The following is an 18761-nucleotide window of genomic DNA, read 5'->3' as shown; positions in this document are numbered from 1 at the left end:
GCAGAAGAAGTCCTTTAAGTGTTGGCAGATTCTCAAATCTGACAATAGCGGTTTTGAGAAACCGCTGGCACGCCAATAGTGTTGGCAGATTCTCAGCTACCTTCCCGAAAGTTTTGGAACTTTCGGGAAGGTGAAACTACACTGTAATCCTACGTTTGCGCCCCAATACCTGCCACGTATCCACTACCGATTGATTTTCTACTACGTAAGCTTCGTCGTAGAGGTTGACCGTAGGACAAACGTGAAATGGCACGCCGTACAACACATCGCCAACGTTGATAGTGTCCCAATTTTCTACGCGGATAACGCCGTGTTCTTCACTTTGTCCAACAAGTTCATAATTTTCAAGATTCAAAAAACGAATCCGTTTGTCAATCGGGTTTTCGGCCGCGACGGCTTTGTGCCCCATGTCCACGGTAATAAAACCTGCTTTTGGCTTTGAAATCACGCGGGTAAGTACCAGTGCCGCGTACTCAAACGGCTGTTCGGGAAGTTTATCGCCGTAGCCCCAATCCCACAGTACACAAGTACCTGGACTGCAATACGTTTCGGCGTGAAGTGCGTGAACGGTAAACGTAGGCGTTCCGCCCGCTACAATGATGGGGCGCGGCAATCCTGCTTCTGCGATGGCTTCTAGAAAATGTTGGACATCCACAAATCCGTCTTCCACTTCGTGACGACGCGACTCAAAATCGGGCGTCCGCAAGTGACCATCATATATGTGCAAACCGTGACAGCTGATATTGGGAAGTTGGTGCAACAATTGATAAAGACCAAGAATATCGCCATCAAGGGCGTGCCCCGAGCGATCCATGCCGTTGTTGACATCTAAAAATACATCACTGACCAAGCCACTTGCGCCAAAGACATCGTTATGTTCTTTGGCCACCGACACACTATCAATCAACGAACCTACAAAAACGTCGGGATACTGTTGACGAAACGCTAACAAGCGCTTTACTTTCGGCCCCATCAGTTGGTGGGCAACCACCACGTACTTCGCTCCTGCCATGGCAGCCATTTCGGCTTCGGCAATGGTGGCACACTTAAATTTTGAAATCCCTGCGGCTAGCATCATTTTGACCACCTCAGGCATTTTATTGGTTTTAACGTGCGGGTACAAACGCTCAGCATTGCCCGCAATGTCAATCATCTTTTGAATATTACTTGCCACTCGCTCTTTATAAATCAACAACGACGGCGAATCTGCTTGCTCCTCATTTTGGAGCTTATACCATGGAGACATAAAGGTTTATTTGGGTGAATTGTCCAAAAATACGATGGTTCGTTCTGACTTTCCAAACGCTTATACGTAGGTCGCATAAAAATATCAAGAATTTACTTTTCGGAACTATCTCACATGAAACAAGTTAGCCACTACGGTGGTTGTATTTTTTTACTTACTTGAAAAGGAGGTGCGCTACGTCAATGACACAGTCCGTCAAAGTTGGTAAATTTGTTTCGCTAACATACCCGATAAACTTTAACATCTAGCAATATTATGTCACAATTAGAAGTCGCCAACGCCGTAGAACCTCTGTTGGTTGAAGACCCCCACCGCTTTGTGCTTTTCCCCATCAAACACCACGATATTTGGCAGTTTTACAAAAACCACGTGGCAACGTTTTGGGTGGCCGAAGAGATTGACCTTGCGTCTGACCTTCAACACTGGGAAAACCTCAACGACGGCGAGAGACACTTCATTTCGCACGTTTTGGCTTTCTTTGCGGCATCCGATGGTATCGTTAATGAAAACTTGGCCGTCAACTTCCTAAGTGAAGTACAATACGCTGAGGCTAAGTGCTTTTATGGATTCCAAATTGCGATGGAAAACATCCACTCCGAAACGTATTCATTACTCATCGACAGCTATATCAAAGACCCAGCCGAAAAAGACCGTATGCTCCGCGCCATTGACACGATTCCGTGCGTGCAGAAAAAAGCCGACTGGGCATTGCGTTGGATTTCTAACGGTTCGTTTGCCGAACGCCTTATTGCGTTTGCAGCCGTAGAAGGTATCTTTTTCTCGGGTTCGTTTTGCTCAATTTTCTGGCTCAAAAAACGTGGTTTGATGCCTGGATTGGCATTCTCAAACGAACTTATCTCGCGCGACGAAGGTTTGCACCGCGACTTTGCTTGCTTGCTTTATACCGACCACATTGTCAATAAATTGCCCGAAGAAGATATTTACAGCATCATCCGCGACGCCGTAGCCATTGAGCAAGAGTTTGTTACAGACGCTTTGCCTGTTTCGCTCATTGGGATGAACGCGAACTTGATGAATCAATACATCGAATTTGTGGCCGACCACCTTTTGGTGTCGTTGGGATTGAAGAAAATCTACAATTCTACCAATCCGTTTGACTTCATGGACATGATTTCGCTCCAAGGAAAAACCAATTTTTTCGAGAAGAAAGTGGGTGAGTACCAAAAACCTGGGGTGAAAAATTCCACCAAAGAGCGTGATGTTCAAACCCTTAGCTTCGATGCTGATTTCTAGTTTGAAAACCACCTGATACTGCAACAAAAAAGGGAGCCTAGGCTCCCTTTTTTGTTTACTGAGTTTGTCGTTGGTCGGGTTGTGAGCAACCCAAAGCACGTGAGTCGGGTTGCTCACAACCCGACCGACACACCCTACCGATACCCTAAGGTACGGTTCATTTCGGTGACGATGTAGTTGAAATCATCGGGGTTATTTTCAAAATCAAGGTCGTTGACGTCGATGGTCAACAGCGTACCATCGATGTACGTATCGGCGAAGTTTTCGTACAATCCGTTGAGATTGAGCAAATATTCGTCACTAATGGTTTGTTCAAACTCCCGTCCTCGTTTCTGAATCTGACGGCGAAGTTTGGGCAAATCCGCTTTCAAATACACAATAATATCGGGGGCTTTGATGGCATTGGTGATGGTTTCGTACATCATCAAGTAATTCTGATAATCACGGGTTTCCATCAAACCAGAATCGGCCAAATTTTTCGCAAAAATAAACGCATCTTCGTAAATCGTACGGTCTTGAATCACCGTCTGATAGTGCATCGAGCGAATCTTTTGGGCTTGCGAAAAACGACTGTTGAGGAAAAACACCTGAAGATTGAACGACCAACGCGCCATGTCTTCATAAAAATCGGCCAAGTAGGGGTTTCCTTCTACGGCTTCGTACAAAACTCCCCACTTGTAGTGTTCTGAGAGCTTGCGAGCGAGCGTAGTTTTACCTGCTCCGATGTTTCCAGTAATTGCAATGTGCATGATAGGGTAGAGTTAAACCGTTATGATAAAGTTTTAAGTGGTGGTATCGATTTTTAGACGAAAACTTTCATAAAAAGTATGCGAATATAGTCAGACTTTTATACTTTTTCTGACTCACGCCCTTACTTCTCGGCCAGCTCCTAAGTTTTTTGTAATTTTGCAGGAACGTTATTTGCTGATTTTCAATTTCTAACTATACCACAGAAAAAATAGAACTCAGCTTTATGTTGTACTTCTTATTATGAGTCAAATGAAACCTTACAGTGTTCTTTTATACTATCAATACGTGCCCATCGAAGACCCACAGGCCTATCGCGATGCGCAACACGAATTTTGTGTCAACAACAACCTCCTCGGGCGCATCATCATCGCCCCTGAGGGGCTCAATGGTACGGTATCGGGCCTCATCGAAGACTGCGAAGCTTACATGCAGTGGGTGAAAGCCGATCCACGTTTTGCGAGTATCGACTTCAAAATCGAATACCACGAAAATCATACGTTCCAAAAGCTGCACGTACGCCTCAAAGAAGAGATTGTCAACTCTGACTTGCCCGTGGATCCACTCAAACAAACGGGGGTGCACCTAGAACCTGACCAGTTTAAACAATTGCTCAAAGAAGACCCTGATTTGGTGGTGATTGACATGCGCTCTAATTACGAGCATAGCGTTGGGAAGTTCAAAGGAGCAATTACGTTTGACATGGAAAACCTGCGCGAATTGCCGCAGCATATGCACGAAATTGAGCACCTCAAAGGTCAAGGCAAAAAGATTGTTACTTATTGTACGGGTGGCATCAAGTGCGAAAAAGCCAGTGCTTACCTCCTCGACCAAGGCTTTGACAACGTTTACCAGCTCCACGGCGGCATCATCAAATACGGCCTAGAAGCGGGTGGGGAAGATTTTGAGGGAAAATGTTACGTGTTCGATAACCGCCTCACGGTGGACGTCAACCAAGTCAATCCAAAAGTGATTTCGACTTGCTACGTTTGTGGGACGCCTTCCGACCGCATGGTCAACTGTGCCAACAACGAATGCAATATCCACGTACCGATGTGCGAAGATTGCGGCTGGAAAATGGAAGGCTCCTGCTCGGATGCCTGCAAGTGTGCGCCCAACAAACGCCCCTACAACGGCACGGGCTATTACCCGCGCAAAAGCGACCACTACACGCCACTTCAAGGGCTCAAAAGCTTTAAAAAGTCCACCAAAAAGGCCGAAGCCTAATTTTGTTTACCCCGTCTCGACGTTCTGTCAGGACGGGGTAGCTTAACGTCTCCGACTTAAAAGTTGCCCGAAAGTTCGTTACCCTACCGAGTCGATTTAGTCAATTTCTCTGCACTTACCTATCTAGATTTCGTTGAGCATATCAAACGCGTTGGCAAGATGATTTATAGGAAGTGAAGGCTTTTACAGGCAAAAGATATATCTACATCCAAAGTTTTATGTCAACTACTCATGGCTCATTTACCTTTAATGAAATCAGCGATAACCATTCGACTTGGGTAATAGAATAAAGATAAACACATAGGCCACATAGTATTTTCACATAGTACAAAAATCTAAGGTCTATGTTTACTATGTGTATATTCTAATGTTCTCTATGTGTTTTAAAAGGATTACTACCAAATCCTGCATTTATTCGTACACCCAAACTAACAATATGACTGACAATCCTAACGTGCTGGTTATCTGTGGAAAAAACAAGAAACGGAGTAAAACCGCGGAACATCTGTTTTTGAACGACAACCGTATTCGCATCCGTTCGGCAGGATTAAGCCCCAAAAGCAACCGAAAAATCTCCGAAAATGATTTGCATTGGGCTGATTTAGTTTTAGTGATGGAATACGAGCATAAATCAAAAATTAAGGAGCTTTACAGGCACTTAGAACTTCCTACCATCGAGGTATTGGCCATTCCCAACGATTACGAGTACATGGACGAAGAACTTGTAGAAATCCTAACTGACAGAATCAATGACACCCTAAAACGTGTATATGCGATTTAGGCAAACAGCCATTTACGTCAACCAATGAAATTCACCATAAGCGATTTTAGTATTTTGATGGGGGGAGGTATTGCGCTTTTGGTCGCCATAGGCGTTTGGTTGAGAAACAAACAACAATCGTCCATCGCTAACTATTTCCTCATCGCTTTTTTGCTTAACTGCTTCATTAGCATATTTCTCAAAAACCTGTATTTCAATCAGTTATTTGAAAATTCCCCTCATTTACTAAAACTCAACCACCCGCTCGGACTACTGCGTCCCGTCACGTTTTACCTGTATTTTTACTTTTTGTTTCGCCCACAAGCAAGGTGGCAAAAAATTCAGTGGCTTCACTTTGCTCCTACGCTTCTGTTGCTGGTTTATACCTTGCCTTTTTATGCCCTAAGCGCCCGCGACAAAGTGCTTGTTTTCCAGCAAGCCCTCCCCGACCCTGCCCCCAACTTTTTGGCATTTGCGGGCATTACCGTGTCATTGGCCGTAGGCTATTTTTTTCTATCGGTTTATGAATGGTGGCGTTTTCGACCCATCTCCGCACAAATCTCTTTACCCAAAATCATTTCTACCCGACGTTGGTTACTACTGTTGCTCGCAGGCTATGCCCTTTATCTGCTTTCGTCGGCGCTGATTTGGCTCCTGCCCTATCCCCAGTACGAGTATTTTTCCTACCAAATCATCTCCCTTTTCTTGATGGCAGGTTGCATCAAACTCCTAAGCCAGTCCGACTTACCTACGTACCAAGTAATGCTTCCGAAATATGCGAAGTCTAACCTCGCTGATGCTCAAAAAGTCCAATTGCAACAGGAACTTCACCGCTTGATGCGAGACGAGAAACTGTTTTTGAACGAAAAACTGCGTCTAAAAGAAGTGGCAGAAAAAATGGGCATCAACGAAAACCAACTTTCTCAACTTGTGAACGAGTGCGAAGGGATGAGTTTCAACGATTTTGTCAATAAATTCCGCATTGAAGCCGCCCAAGAGTTACTGTGCTCGGAGCAATTTTACAAAACAACGATTGAAGCCGTGGGGTACGATGTTGGGTTTGGGACGAGGGCTTCTTTTTACAACGCTTTTAAAAAATTTACGGGACAAAGTCCCAGCGAATTTCGTCGAAAAAGCAGCTAAATCTTGTCCAATCTTACCATTTTTGACGATTACAGGGATTTTTAACCCTACTCTTGCCAAAAAATCACCAAGTTTTAAACACCAACAAGAGTAGTCACCCATGAAATCATCCCTTTATTTTTCGCTTAAAACAATCGTCGCTGCCTTTATCTTTGCAGTAGTAAGTCCTTCGGTCAAAGCCCAATCGGTCTGGATCATGGATTTTGTGGAAGTCAAAAACGGCAAAGAAGCCGAAGTGGCGTATTTTATTCGTCAAAATTGGCAGGTTTTCCGCGTAGAGGCTCTGAAACAAGGCATTATTACGTCGTATAAAGTGCTAAAAACGACTCCTGATTCGACCGCAGCATTTCGCTATATTTTGATGACCGAATACGCCGACAGTACCGCCGTAAGGCTCAGTGAAGAACGTTTTCGACCTATTTTGAAAGCATTACGCCCCAGCGGCCCCCTGTTTTTGAACGAAAGCCGCCCCAAAGATTTTTGGCAAATTCCGATTTCCAAACAGGCGGTAACGTTTATTCATTCAAACGAAAAAAAGTAGCCGAGTAACCCATGAAATTCGACACACATGCCCCAACCGCCCGACTCCAGCCGTACATTAAGTGTTTTGTGGTGTCGGAAAACGACCAAGAAAGCGATTATAAAGTCTTTCCGTCGTCGGGGCTTGTGATTGGATTTCAATACCGAGGTCAGCTTACTTCTTACCAAAACGACATCGTCCAATCGCTTGCTTCGGCGGGGATTACTGGGATGTCCGACAGCTACAAAGTTTTCAAAAACTCCGCTCATATCGGTACTATTTTGGTCTATTTTACCGAGACGGGTTTTGCCCATTTTGCCTCCCAACCCACGCACGAACTTTTCAATTTGAGCCTGTCGTTGGAGCATATTTTTGACAAAAATACCATCCACGAAGTTGAGGAAAAATTGGCTGCGGCCACTACCGACAAACAACGCCTCCGAGTCGTCGAGCAGTTTTTTCTTTCCCAACTCAAAGACATCGAAACCGATAAACTTATTGTGGAGGCGGTTAGGCTGATTTACGAGAGCAAAGGAAGCATTCGGGTAAAAGAACTCAACGAACGGCTGTTTATCAGCGCCAGTCCGTTTGAGAAGCGCTTCCGAAAAGTTGTGGGTACGACGCCAAAAAAATTTGCGTCGATTGTACGTTTTAATACCGTTTTAGCTCAGTTTGACCAACAAAAATCGCTGACCGATATTTGTTACGAAAACCAATTTTTTGACCAAGCCCACTTCATCAAAGACTTCAAACAATTTACGGGAGATACGCCCGAAAACTTCAAACGCTTCTTGTAGAAAAACGATTTTTTACAATCACAGGCCCGCCCATTGTCACACCTTTGCAGGGTAATCATAGGGTTATAACTACCTATGAATCTGTAACTTTTAAACACCAAGAAGCAATGTTTACCGCAGAACAAATTCAAGCTGCCCACGGCAAAGTAAAATCAGGCGCCGACTTCCCCGCTTATGTTCAAGAGATTAAGGCACTAGGCGTTACCCATTACGAAGCCTACGTTTCGGACGGCCACATCGACTACCACGGCGCCAACCAACACACCGCTACCGTGCCCGCCAAGTACGCCCCTTTGGCGATTGCAGCGTCCCCCAACTATCCCCTTTTTAAGGCCGAATTAGTCGCACACCAGCAAGGCAAAACGGATTTTATGACCTTCATTACCATGTGCGCAGACACGGGCATCGAAAAATGGGCTATTTGCATGGATAAAATGACCTGTACCTACTACGATTTAGCAGGGCATGAGGTGTTGGTAGAAGTGATACCTTCGTAGCAGCCGCTGAAAATTTTGTACATTTATGCCTTTGATTGCACCAGCATCCTGCCTCAACTCAGTCGTTTTATGTATCATCGCTTTATCTGTACACTCTTTTCTGTCCTCTGTTTTGGGTTAACATCAAACGCCCAAGAAGACTCCACTCGTTTTTTTGTGGAAACGGGTGGAGTGGCCGCTACCTCACAGCACACACCGTTTTGGCTTCGTTCTAACCAATTTGGGAGCGTTCCCCTCTCCAATCCATTTGTATTTGTGAAAACAGGTGCCCAAGCTTTTATCGGAACAAAACCCCGTAAAGCCCAGCTTCACTTACAAGGCGAAATTATAGCCAATGTAGGGCGTACTTCTTCGGTTATTTTACCCGTGGCATCTGCCACCTTTCGTCATCGCCAATTTGAAGCCTATGTAGGTCGTCGCAAAGAATTTTTTGGGTTGGGCGATACCCTACTTTCCTCTGGCTCTTACGCTTGGTCGGGCAATGCCCTGCCCATTCCCAAAGTTCATATTGGTACACGAGGGTTTGTCTCGGTCCCTTTTACCAAAGACATATTGGCTTTTCATGCCACATTTTCTCACGGTTGGTTTGGTCGCCAAGATTCCGTTCGTAATTACTATTTACATCAAAAAAGTTTTCACGGTCGAATCGGAAAACCCACTTGGAAGGTCAACTTTTTCTTAGGGTTGCTCCACTATGTACAGTGGGGTGGTACGCCAGTTCATCCCATACAAGGAGTCCTTACCGACGGCAAATACCCTTCGTCTTTCAAAGACTACCTTTATTTGACCATTGCCAAATCTCCCGAGGGTACAAGTTATTCCGAATTTGAAACGTTCAATCAAATTGGTAATCATTTGGGTTCTATTGACCTTGCTTTTTCGTACAAACAAAGCCATTGGGACGTATTATTGTACCACCAACACCCCTATGAAGATAAATCAGGTCTAGCTTTTACAAATTTCCCCGACGGGTTGTATGGGCTCCGTCTCAAAAACGCCAAAGCAAACACAGGACGAGGACTTCATATTGCTCAGGTTACTCTCGAATACCTCACTACGCTTGACAAAGGCAATAGTATGAATCCTGATTTGCGTAATAGGTACGAACCCGACCCTTATTTTAGGCACGCCCAATATACAACCGACTGGACTTATAACCATTTTATCATCGGGACACCCTTTTTTACCCGCTACTTTGACATGAACCCCGCACTCATTGCCCCTGCTTACGTCAATAAATTGACAAGGGGCTACTATGTGGCCAACAATAGCGTAGAACTATTTCATGCAGGGTTAGATGGCACCATTGGGCAGGTCACACGCTTCTCTACTCGAATTTCGTACAGCCACAACTTCCCAGAATACTTTAAGGACGTGTTTGCCAAAGCGAACCAATTTTCATACCTAGCTACGTTTATCTTCCCTTGGAAAAAATACGGATTCGAAACCAAAGCAACCATTGCGTTTGATTATGGTCAACTCTTTGACAAAAACCTTGGGATGATGTTTTCGGTGAAGAAAAAACTGTTTTAGACTAAAACACGTCTCGCGCTTCTAAAAATTTCAACAAAGCAATCAAATCGCTTTCGTTGGTGATTTTTTTACCAAATTGTGCGATGTGATACTCCAAACCATCGTATTCGCGCAGAAATGCCACTGTCGCTGAGTAAGTACTCAACTGAATAGGGCGCAATTTTTGATTTGAAAATAACAGGGCATACTCAAATTTGCGTTCTATTTCTCCACTAAAGTCATTGTCCACCCCAACTGACAACCCATCTTTGTAGCCTTTGGGATACTCTTTTAAGCTGCAAACGGGATTAACCAATAACTTTACTTTTCCATCAAAAAGGGTTTGGTAAAAACGCCCCTTGATACAACGAAACGACGTAGTGCCAATCGTTGCATCGGAATTATTGACTGGCACCGACTTATCATCAAAGTACGCAATAACACATTGATGCAATAGGTCGAGAAGTACGGGCTTGGTCAACGTCTCACCACCTGCTACCGAAAATGTTCCCATTGCCAACGAATCTTGCCAAAAAATACTCCCTTTGTACTTGTTTTTCGAGGTTGATTGGTTCGGAGTTTTATACTCAAACTCTGTGTATTTTTCACCTTTTTGGTTGGTTAAAACACGGGTTTGTGCCCAGCTCATCGTGCTTAACAAAAGAAACCCTATTGACAAAAGTAGCTCGTTCACAGAGATTTTCATTAAGAAGGTAGATTTATTTTATTTTGAAAGAAGCCTTTTTACATTTGTTACTCATTCACCTTCCTTCCGCCATAAAAATGCGATTATTTGACGACGAAACCACCATTGAACAGCTCGTTGAACGGTTTAACTCATGCACTCTCCCTGCTGAGGCTTGGACCCACGAAGCACATTTAGCGATGGGAATATGGTACTTACGCCAATATACGTTGACCCAAGCCATGCTGCTTGTTCGCCAACGAATCATCTTATTTAATCACTCCGTAGGAGGACCTATTGGTTTTGAACGAGGGTATCATGAAACGCTTACGTGGTTTTGGCTCAAAACGATAGAGGGGTTTCTCAATGAATTTGGACGCCAACAGCCGTTACTAGACACTTGTAACACCTTCTTAAAAAGCGAATTAGCCGACCGCAACCGTGCCTTGTTTTTTTATAAAAACGACGAAGTTTTTTCGCTCGAAGCCCGTACGTACCTAATCCAGCCCACCCTTCAGGTGCTTGTATAAGAATTGCTATCTTTGTAAGATAAACTTTCTGTATATGCCTAAACAACTCCTGACCGACCTACTTTTACAAAATCAATTGACGTGCAGTTTTGCCTTTCAGCAAATCACGCTTGAAAATGCCCATTTACGTCTTAACCCCCAAACCGCTTCCGTTGGGTTTATTTATCGCCATGTAGCCGAAACCATGAACCTGTTTGGGTATTTTTTAGGAATGCCTAGCGAAGTGACCAACACCACCATGGGGCACACCGACGAAGGCCAAGGCAATGATGTAGAAGCAAGCCGTGCACTGCTCCAAAAAGGGTTTGATATGTTGCAAAATTGCATCAATTCAACCCCTGAAGAGGCTTGGAACGACCCCATCGATACACCCTTTTTTGGTACGGTTTCGCGCATGAGAATCTTTTCCCACGTACTTTTTCACAACGCTCACCATGCGGGGCAAATTGCTTTGACGTTGTCCAAAGGGGCTTAGATATTACGCTTATGCTACTGCCTTATTTTCCGTTTGAGGAACGTTATTCTTTTACCATGGGCACTTTCCCCCTCAAAGAAACCGACCCGCTGGTAGAAGTAGATGAGCATTATGTGGCCGAAATAACCGAAAAACGTCGCCTACTTGCCGAAGACCACGGTTATTATTTCGACGCACTGCCCGAAACCCTTTTGGCACAGTGGGAGGTGCTCGAAAAAGTGCTTCACTCGCTGGCGGCCTTCTATCCTCAGCATTTTCAGTTGACGATAGAAGGCGACCTTTGGCATTGGCATAACCGCCTTTTGGACGAACAGCTTTCATTTGTATTTGAAGACAATAGTAGCCTTCCTTTCTCACCCCTCGATTGGGTGGGTCGCCAAGTACAAGAAGATTTACTTCTGATGGCCAACGACGAAGCCGTCTCGCTCAAAGCGGGCCAATTGTGCTTCCCCAACGACTGGGATTTGGGTGAAAAATTTGGCAAATCGTTTTTGGACATTCATACGCACATCCCGAAAGTACTCGGCTCCATGATGTTGACTGCCCAAAAACTCATGGAACGCATCATTGCCCATCGGCCCGTGTGGCGTCTCAACTGGAATTTCAAGATTCATAACGCATTAGATATGTCGTCGAAGTATTTTGTGGCTTCGCGAAAAGAATTGGCAGAAGTAGGCCCTACCCTCACCCCCGACACCCTCGGCGAACGGTTGTACCTGCGCGTAGAACGCCAAACGTTGACGCGTTTGCCTCGTTCGGGGTATATTTTATTTGGGATTCATACTTATCAAAATACCCTCGCCAACGAAGCCAAAGCCCCCGACCGCGCGCGTCGGATGTACCAAGTTTTGGCAAGTGCTCCGCGTGAAGTAATTCATTATAAGGCTATTCCGTATTTTGAGGAAGCATTGATGACCTATTTAAAATCAAATTAAACCGTAAACGAAACCTGATAGGTTTGGACTAACCAAATGGAAAAACTTTTTTGGAAATTTTACTGCCTCTTTTTCCTTCTTACCCTAACAAGTCTAGCCCAGTCTAAATCTAGTTTTGAGCCGCAACGTACGTGGGTATGTATGATTGGCGTGTTGGAATGGGCCGATGCCAATAGCTTTGCCTCTTTTGAGAAAAAAGGGCGCGTCGATGCTAAAATCATTCAATTTTTCCAAAAGCAAGGCGTACCTTCCGAACAAATCCTCTACCTCAAAGACCAACAAGCCACCACCAAAGCCATTCGGGCGGCGATGGCACCGTTTTTACGCCAGGCCAAGCCCAACGATGTGTTGTTTTTTTACTACTGCGGGCACGGTTATAAAAACGACGCCAAAAAAGTCTGCTTTGCCAGCTACCAAGGTACCGACTGGTCGGTCGAAGAAATGGTACGAACTGTTAACGATAATTTTGCGGGAAATACGGCTTTCTTTACCGCCGATTGTTGTAACTCGGGCGGGTTGTCGCAGGAGGTTCGTAAATTTCCCCAACGCAATTATGTCGCGCTCAACTCCGTCGTTCCCACCAATGTCTCGACGGGCAACTGGACTTTTTCCAATGCATTGTTGTACGGTCTAAAAGGAGAATCGTTTGTGGATACCGACCAAAACGGTAAAATTACACTGAGTGAACTCGCCAACTACATCGACGAAGAAATGGCAATTGTAGAAGGACAAAAAGCGGCTTATTTTGTCCCCGAAACCTTGCGCACTTGGGCCATCAGCAGCAACGTTTCTCCCAAAAAAGACAAACGGATTGGTCAGCGCGTCCAAGTGGATTATGACGGTACCGATTGGCTGGGATTTGTCGTGGACAGTGACGCAGGAAAGAAGTTCAACGTTCGTTTTTACAGTTATACCAACAACGAAACCGATTGGGTAGCGTCTTCGCGTTTAAAACCGTTCGTTTGTCCCAAAAGCTACCCCGTAGGTTCTTCCGTTGAGGTGTATTATGCCGACGACAAAAAATGGTATCCCGCCAAAGTTTTAAAAACGTATTCGTGTTTACACTATATTCATTACAACGATTACGGCAATGAGTGGGACGAATGGGTTGCCCCTTCCAACATTCGAGCTAAAAAATAAACCAATTAATTCACCTCCCATGTACAAATCTCTCTTACTTGCCCTTGTGTGTGTAGGTCTGTTGGCCTCCTGCGGAAACTCCGAAGAGTTGGAACGCCTGCGCAAAGAAAACACCGATTTAAAAGCACAACTCGACTTGCTCAATGCCGCCAAAAAGCCCAAGTACATCCTCAAGCTAAAATTGAAACAGGCTAGCTTTTCGTTGAGCGTAAAAAAGCACATTCGGAACGCCATAAATGCCATCGAATTTGAGCTTCCCGTCGATAAAGATTTTTACGACAGCGTATCGGAAGGCACCGAAATCGTGGACAAGTTTCGCTTTGGCTCGTTGGTATTGTACGGTACCCTCGGTGACTGGGAAATGACCGTCAAAGGCAAAGAAATCCGCGAATAGCATGTTACCTATTTCTGATTTTCGAGGTACTTGACTGCCTCACCCAACCAATCCGATTCGGGCGACTTGAGCTGAATTTTGGGGGCAATACCCGTTTGGTCGATGGGGGCAGTGTCTGTCCACGAAGATTTGACAATAGGAATCACAAACGTAAAATCGGGGCACGGAATGGGGGTAGGTTGGCGCAGGTCACCGTAGTCCATCATCCCCATCGTGTTTTCACCCATAGTGATTACTTTTTCAAAATCCTTGACCACCTGAATCGAGTATTCGGTGGCGCTCCCGCACAGTGCGTTTTGTAAAACAACCACCTTCTTAGGATTGGGCAAGGCCGCTTCGTAGCTCACAGGGAAGTCGGGCTGGGGAACGTACGCACCGATATTTTGGCGTAATTTTCGTAACAACGTACTGTCACTGCTATAATCGCTGCTAAAAACGCGGTTGTTGTTGATGGAGGCTTGCATCAGCCCTCCTTTTACCACAAACGGCTTGGTGTATAGATAAGGCAATAGCAATTCCATGCCAAAATTGCCGCCGCCGTTGTTGCGTACATCAATAATCAAGTACGGAGTAGCTCGAATGAGCGAGTCGTTCTTTTTGATAAATACCTCAAATTGACTCCATTGCATCCCAAACGTGGGGATTCGTACACACACTACATTGGGTGAAGGCTTCCAACACGCCAAGCCTTTGTTTCCGTTTTGCCAAGTGGCTACCTCCTGTTCTTCAGCAGGGGTTGCATTGTGCGGGAAGAGTCGTTTCCAAGGAAAATAATTGTAAAAAAGATTCCCTTGAAACTTCGCGCGCGGGTCGAGGCTGAGCAAATAGCTGCCAAATTCGTGGACGTTGTAAAATGTCCCATTTTTCCTGATTTTGGAAAACAACTGGCCTGTTTTGTAGGTCGTATCGGCACTTTCAAGTACAATACCTTTGTAAGCATCGGGTGTTTTGCCGTCTTTGACAATCGCAATTTTGAGCTTTTTCTCATCATGCCACCAAATCCCTTCGGGCGACGAACTAGGTACTTTTTGGGTAAGCTGGCGCGCCTGACTTTCAGTAAGTGGGTCAAAAATCTTCGCAACATGTTCTTTGTTATAAACGCCTATTTGGAGGTGTTTGTCTTGAAAATGGTTGATATAGGTAGCCAAAATATCAAAACACTCCGCCCGCGACGGACTGCGCATCGACTGAATACGCAACTGCGTCACCATCCGAGCGTACGCAAGGCGATTTTTGGAGGTGCTAACTTTGTCGCTATACCCTGCATAATCGGTACTTATTTTTTGAATTAAGGAGTCAAGGTTGGTGCGACAATCGCAGTTTTGGGCACTCACCGCCCAACTTTGCACCACAAAAAACAAACACAATAAACGTTTCATAGCTGATTTTTGGATTAGTTCTAGCACTTAGTGCATACGGTCACCACGCACTTCGAGGGTTTGCATGATTTTGGCTTCTTCGGCCAAGAGTTGTTTCCAGCGTTCGCGTACTTTTTCGGCGGGGAGGTATTCTTCGGCCAATTCGATAAAGTTTCGGTAATGCCCTGCCTCCGAAATCATCAACTCATGATAAAAGCTCCGTAGTCCCTCGTCGGAAATATGTTGTGACAGTAATTTAAACCGCTCACAACTTCGAGCTTCGATGAGCGCACAAAACAAAAGGCGGTCGAGAAACACTTCGTCACGGTCGCCTTTTTTCTTCACCACTTCTTGCAGGCGGTTGACGTACTCGTCTTTACGAGCGCGCCCGAGTTTATAGCCGCGTTTGTGGAGTTCTTTCAAAACCATCCGAAAGTGCGCCCATTCTTCGGCAACGACGGGCGTCATTACTTCGACCAATTTTTCTTTTTCGGGAAAATGCACAATCATCGAAATACAAGCCGAAGCTGCTTTTTGCTCGCAATAAGCATGATCTACGAGAATTTCTTCCAACTGCATTTCGGCGATATTGACCCAACGCGGATCGGTAGGTAGTTCGAGTCCAAGAGTAGTGAGAGACATTTTTTAAATGACGAGTTTTTGAATGCAGAATGTCGAATAAGGGGTTCGCAATTATAAGTTAGAATGGTTTAATTTGGTGCTCTAACGCACGTACAAAATTAGAAAATTCTCTTTTTTCAAACGACACATTGCCTTTGAAAAAGAGGCAAGCCCTCCCAAGATTCAATGAAAAGACGTCTTTTTTTACTTTTGTATGTGCTTATCAGTGGCTTTACGTTTTCGGGGCTGCAACGATTTTGGCCAGTCTGCTCAAAACTCACACTAACGCACCCTACATAGGCCACGGCGTATGCCCAGTTATCACAACACGCAATACGTATATTGGATTGTTTAAGCGTATATTAAAAGCTAAAACAACCAAATTGCCACATAAATCACTTAAATTCAAACCATTACAAGAAAATTATCGAAGTTTGCATTTCACTTTTAAAGTGTTTATATTGCAGAGAAGGCGTATAAAATTGCGCCACTTTAGGAGTTGGCTGCAACTTTAAAGACCGACAATGCCTAGTAAAAAAATGACGACAAAAAAATACGCAGACTTTATATACAAGCAAACGAAAGGCGTGTACAATATAATGATTGAACAGATGTTCAGCGACTATGTTTTGTATAAAGATGGAAAAAGAATAGGTGTACTTTATGACAATAAACTGCTATTAGTATCGACGGAAAATCTGAATAAACTCTTTCCAAATGCAGTTCAAGAAAAATCTTTTGATTGGGGATATTACAAGCTAATTTATATCGAAGATACAGAGGATAAGGAATTGTTAGAAAAAGCGATCAGAACGACATATGACGATTTATATTTCCAAAAGAATTTCGTTATCGACATTTCTTATCTTTTCAAAGTAAATAAAAATTATTCAGACACTATCGAAAAAATATATGACTTACATATCACCTTTCTACGTTTTTGTTATGACAAAGGTCTTTTAAAAATTAACCCAATAGATAAACAAGGTAGAATACTTCATATGAACTTTTTAAATAATGATTTGACAGAAAATGGCACAAAAATATTCAATGAATTACATCATAAATGGCTTGTTTATACTGATAAAAATGATGAAAATACATCTGAAAGAATTGGAAACGTAAAAATGTTAGAAAAGTACTATTCAGCAATTATTGACAAAATTGATATTCAAAAATGAGACAAAAAGCTGTGGCTAATAACTAAGGTTTCGTGGTGCCTGAAAACCAGCCATGAAATCGCGAAAGCGTTCGGGAAACTCGGGCGGGCGGCAAGCCTGGCGGTGAGTGGTGACCAAACCCTTTTTTTTATGTGTTTATCGTTGAATGGATTTCTCTTTTTTGAACCCGATCATTTGATCGGGATTTTTTTATGAATTGGTGTAGCATATCTAATTAAGTAGTTGCGCATAAATTTTAGTGTATTAATAGTTTATTTCGCTTCGGCGAAGCGAAACCTTTGTAGTAGTAATCCGCCCATAAAGTTAGAATCCTTTTGCTTCGGAGAAGCATAACTCGTTGGCTTTTGTTATGCTTCTCCGAAGCAAAAATTTAAAAAAACTCCTGCTGCTACTACAAATGTTGCGCCTCTACCGAGGCTACATTGTATTACTCAAAAACTTTTGATTAGCTACTTAATGGCCTATAAAATCCACTGTAACGGCCTTCCCAGCGTGGCGTTCTGCTTTTCAGGCCAACAATAATTTATCTTTCAAAAATGCTTCATTATGATTAATTTTATTTCATGGAAGCAAAAAAGAAAAAACGCCAATCAAGTGAGCGGCAATCTGGACAATACGACAAAATTTTTAAAGAGAATATCGAATCGCACTGCCGAAGCAGCCGTAATTTCAAGTATCATGCAAAATGTACTCGAAATTACGGCTGTTTCTATGGAAGAACTGCCTGATGACATTCAACACACCAAAGAACGAAAACCCGACGTACTCAAAAAAGTAACTGACACCAAAGGTGATACTTTCGTATTGCAAATTGAATTTCAAGTGAAAGATGAACCAAAAATGGTTTATCGAATGGCAGAATACTTTATCATGCTTGAAAGAAAATATGAGTTACCTGTAAAGCAATTTGTCATTTTTCTTGGGGCGGACAATCCAAAAATGCCAACCGAACTTGACAGAGAACGGTTGAAATTCAGCTATCCACTTGTTTCGCTTGCGACACTTGACTACCAGATTTTCCTACGTTCGGACAAACCTGAAGAAATCATATTAGGCATTTTGGCAAATTTCAAGGGCGAAAACCCAGAAAATGCACTAAAACAGATACTTGTGCGTATCAAAGAAACTACCAAAGGTGATTTTTCGTTAAATAGATACTTTAATCAGTTGCGTGTGTTGGCTCAACTTCGTAACTTAGAACTAAATTTAAAAACCGCTATGGACAGCATCGCAGAATATATCAAAGAAGAAAGAGACGTTCTCTATCTTCGTGGACAAGAACGTGAACAAACGAAGTTTGTTAAAAACCTCTTGACAGAGACGGATTTTTCCCTTGACAAAATCGCAAAAGTGGCTGGCGTTACAGTGGACTTTGTTAAGTCTATTCAGAGACAACTTACTGGTAAGTAAACACTTGTGGACTTTTTGCACATAGACACTTGACTGGAGAATGAATGGGGTCGCCAGTGCGACAGCAGCACCAACATTGTATCGGTTCGCCGATGCGATTATAAAAAAGTGGCTGACGTAAGTAATTCAGCCTTGTGCTACTTTCAACATTAGCCCTACATTGGGCTTTTATGCTTCTAACCCACTTCTTCAATACCCGAAACATAAAGCTGCCATTTTACAAAGCCCCTGCATAGACAAACTATTTCGCCTTCACAACAACCTTCCCTTTTGCACGGCCCGATTCAACATAAGCCATTGCCTCATTCGTTTGCTCAAAAGGAAAGATT

21 protein-coding genes are annotated in these 18761 nt (G+C 43.7%); 15 read left to right on the top strand and 6 right to left on the bottom strand.

The genetic code is table 11. The features are described from left to right. Positions 1 to 136 precede the first annotated feature (136 nt). Entirely contained in the window at positions 137 to 1246 is a 1110-nt protein-coding gene (locus AC23N5_RS07930) for a D-TA family PLP-dependent enzyme (RefSeq protein ID WP_487755130.1), read from the bottom strand. Positions 1247 to 1501: 255 nt separating this feature from the next. Here AC23N5_RS07930 and AC23N5_RS07925 point away from each other — a divergent pair, with 255 nt between their 5' ends. Next, the gene (locus AC23N5_RS07925) at positions 1502 to 2500 is read left to right on the top strand and encodes a ribonucleoside-diphosphate reductase small subunit (protein WP_487755129.1); all 999 of its coding nucleotides are present in this window, start codon (positions 1502 to 1504) and stop codon (positions 2498 to 2500) included. A gap of 134 nt (positions 2501 to 2634) precedes the next feature. Here the strand turns inward: AC23N5_RS07925 and AC23N5_RS07920 are convergent, their stop codons facing one another. Continuing rightward, positions 2635 to 3249, bottom strand: coding sequence for a deoxynucleoside kinase (locus AC23N5_RS07920; RefSeq protein ID WP_122931960.1), 615 nt, complete (start codon positions 3247 to 3249; stop codon positions 2635 to 2637). Positions 3250 to 3499: 250 nt separating this feature from the next. Here AC23N5_RS07920 and trhO point away from each other — a divergent pair, with 250 nt between their 5' ends. The 7 genes from trhO (at position 3500) to AC23N5_RS07885 (ending at position 9724) form a co-directional block, all read left to right on the top strand. After that, positions 3500 to 4474 (top strand): oxygen-dependent tRNA uridine(34) hydroxylase TrhO, encoded by a 975-nt coding sequence (trhO, locus tag AC23N5_RS07915; protein WP_487755128.1) that lies wholly within the window; start codon positions 3500 to 3502, stop codon positions 4472 to 4474. Positions 4475 to 4910: 436 nt separating this feature from the next. Beyond that, the gene (locus tag AC23N5_RS07910) at positions 4911 to 5255 is read left to right on the top strand and encodes a protein-tyrosine-phosphatase (RefSeq protein ID WP_487755127.1); all 345 of its coding nucleotides are present in this window, start codon (positions 4911 to 4913) and stop codon (positions 5253 to 5255) included. Between the two features lie 24 nt (positions 5256 to 5279). Next, positions 5280 to 6377 carry a helix-turn-helix domain-containing protein gene (locus AC23N5_RS07905; protein WP_487755126.1) on the top strand — a complete coding sequence of 366 codons (1098 nt, stop codon included), beginning with the start codon at positions 5280 to 5282 and terminating at the stop codon, positions 6375 to 6377. A 100-nt stretch (positions 6378 to 6477) separates the two neighbouring features. Next, a complete protein-coding gene (locus AC23N5_RS07900) occupies positions 6478 to 6918 on the top strand; it encodes a hypothetical protein (RefSeq protein WP_487755125.1) in 441 nt (146 codons plus the stop codon). An 11-nt stretch (positions 6919 to 6929) separates the two neighbouring features. Continuing rightward, positions 6930 to 7694, top strand: coding sequence for a helix-turn-helix domain-containing protein (locus AC23N5_RS07895; RefSeq protein WP_487755124.1), 765 nt, complete (start codon positions 6930 to 6932; stop codon positions 7692 to 7694). Between the two features lie 107 nt (positions 7695 to 7801). Next, positions 7802 to 8191 (top strand): DUF1398 domain-containing protein, encoded by a 390-nt coding sequence (locus AC23N5_RS07890; RefSeq protein WP_487755123.1) that lies wholly within the window; start codon positions 7802 to 7804, stop codon positions 8189 to 8191. A gap of 69 nt (positions 8192 to 8260) precedes the next feature. Then, a complete protein-coding gene (locus tag AC23N5_RS07885) occupies positions 8261 to 9724 on the top strand; it encodes a capsule assembly Wzi family protein (protein WP_487755122.1) in 1464 nt (487 codons plus the stop codon). 1 nt (position 9725) lies between these two features. Here the strand turns inward: AC23N5_RS07885 and AC23N5_RS07880 are convergent, their stop codons facing one another. Continuing rightward, positions 9726 to 10409 carry a hypothetical protein gene (locus AC23N5_RS07880; RefSeq protein WP_487755121.1) on the bottom strand — a complete coding sequence of 228 codons (684 nt, stop codon included), beginning with the start codon at positions 10407 to 10409 and terminating at the stop codon, positions 9726 to 9728. A gap of 77 nt (positions 10410 to 10486) precedes the next feature. On the opposite strand from AC23N5_RS07880, the gene AC23N5_RS07875 reads away from it, so the two are divergent. The 5 genes from AC23N5_RS07875 to AC23N5_RS07855 are packed head-to-tail and all read left to right on the top strand — an operon-like array spanning position 10487 to position 13862. Continuing rightward, on the top strand, positions 10487 to 10918 hold the full coding sequence (locus AC23N5_RS07875; protein ID WP_221225781.1) for a hypothetical protein: 432 nt from the start codon (positions 10487 to 10489) through the stop codon (positions 10916 to 10918). Positions 10919 to 10952: 34 nt separating this feature from the next. Further along, on the top strand, positions 10953 to 11393 hold the full coding sequence (locus AC23N5_RS07870) for a DinB family protein (protein WP_487755120.1): 441 nt from the start codon (positions 10953 to 10955) through the stop codon (positions 11391 to 11393). Between the two features lie 11 nt (positions 11394 to 11404). Beyond that, complete coding sequence (locus AC23N5_RS07865) at positions 11405 to 12328, top strand: heme-dependent oxidative N-demethylase family protein (protein WP_487755119.1); 924 nt, start codon at positions 11405 to 11407, stop codon at positions 12326 to 12328. A 36-nt stretch (positions 12329 to 12364) separates the two neighbouring features. Continuing rightward, positions 12365 to 13468 carry an agenet domain-containing protein gene (locus AC23N5_RS07860; RefSeq protein ID WP_487755118.1) on the top strand — a complete coding sequence of 368 codons (1104 nt, stop codon included), beginning with the start codon at positions 12365 to 12367 and terminating at the stop codon, positions 13466 to 13468. A 19-nt stretch (positions 13469 to 13487) separates the two neighbouring features. Next, complete coding sequence (locus AC23N5_RS07855; protein WP_487755117.1) at positions 13488 to 13862, top strand: hypothetical protein; 375 nt, start codon at positions 13488 to 13490, stop codon at positions 13860 to 13862. 8 nt (positions 13863 to 13870) lie between these two features. Here the strand turns inward: AC23N5_RS07855 and AC23N5_RS07850 are convergent, their stop codons facing one another. Continuing rightward, a complete protein-coding gene (locus tag AC23N5_RS07850; RefSeq protein WP_487755116.1) occupies positions 13871 to 15241 on the bottom strand; it encodes a S41 family peptidase in 1371 nt (456 codons plus the stop codon). Positions 15242 to 15268: 27 nt separating this feature from the next. Beyond that, on the bottom strand, positions 15269 to 15862 hold the full coding sequence (locus AC23N5_RS07845; protein ID WP_487755115.1) for a MiaE family protein: 594 nt from the start codon (positions 15860 to 15862) through the stop codon (positions 15269 to 15271). A gap of 518 nt (positions 15863 to 16380) precedes the next feature. Between AC23N5_RS07845 and AC23N5_RS07840 the strand changes: the two genes are divergently transcribed. Together AC23N5_RS07840 and AC23N5_RS07835 are read left to right on the top strand one after the other, a co-directional pair. After that, on the top strand, positions 16381 to 17022 hold the full coding sequence (locus AC23N5_RS07840; protein ID WP_487755114.1) for a hypothetical protein: 642 nt from the start codon (positions 16381 to 16383) through the stop codon (positions 17020 to 17022). A 546-nt stretch (positions 17023 to 17568) separates the two neighbouring features. Next, positions 17569 to 18432: an RpnC/YadD family protein gene (locus tag AC23N5_RS07835; protein ID WP_487755113.1), complete on the top strand. Its 864-nt coding sequence runs from the start codon at positions 17569 to 17571 to the stop codon at positions 18430 to 18432. A gap of 241 nt (positions 18433 to 18673) precedes the next feature. Here AC23N5_RS07835 and AC23N5_RS07830 read toward each other — a convergent pair whose 3' ends face one another. Further along, on the bottom strand, positions 18674 to 18730 hold the full coding sequence (locus AC23N5_RS07830; protein ID WP_487755358.1) for a hypothetical protein: 57 nt from the start codon (positions 18728 to 18730) through the stop codon (positions 18674 to 18676). Positions 18731 to 18761: the final 31 nt, after the last annotated feature.

It is taken from the genome of Runella sp. R5_40, from assembly GCF_057652295.1.
Note: the sequence above shows the minus strand (reverse complement) of the source record. Positions and strands in the feature narration are given on the sequence as shown.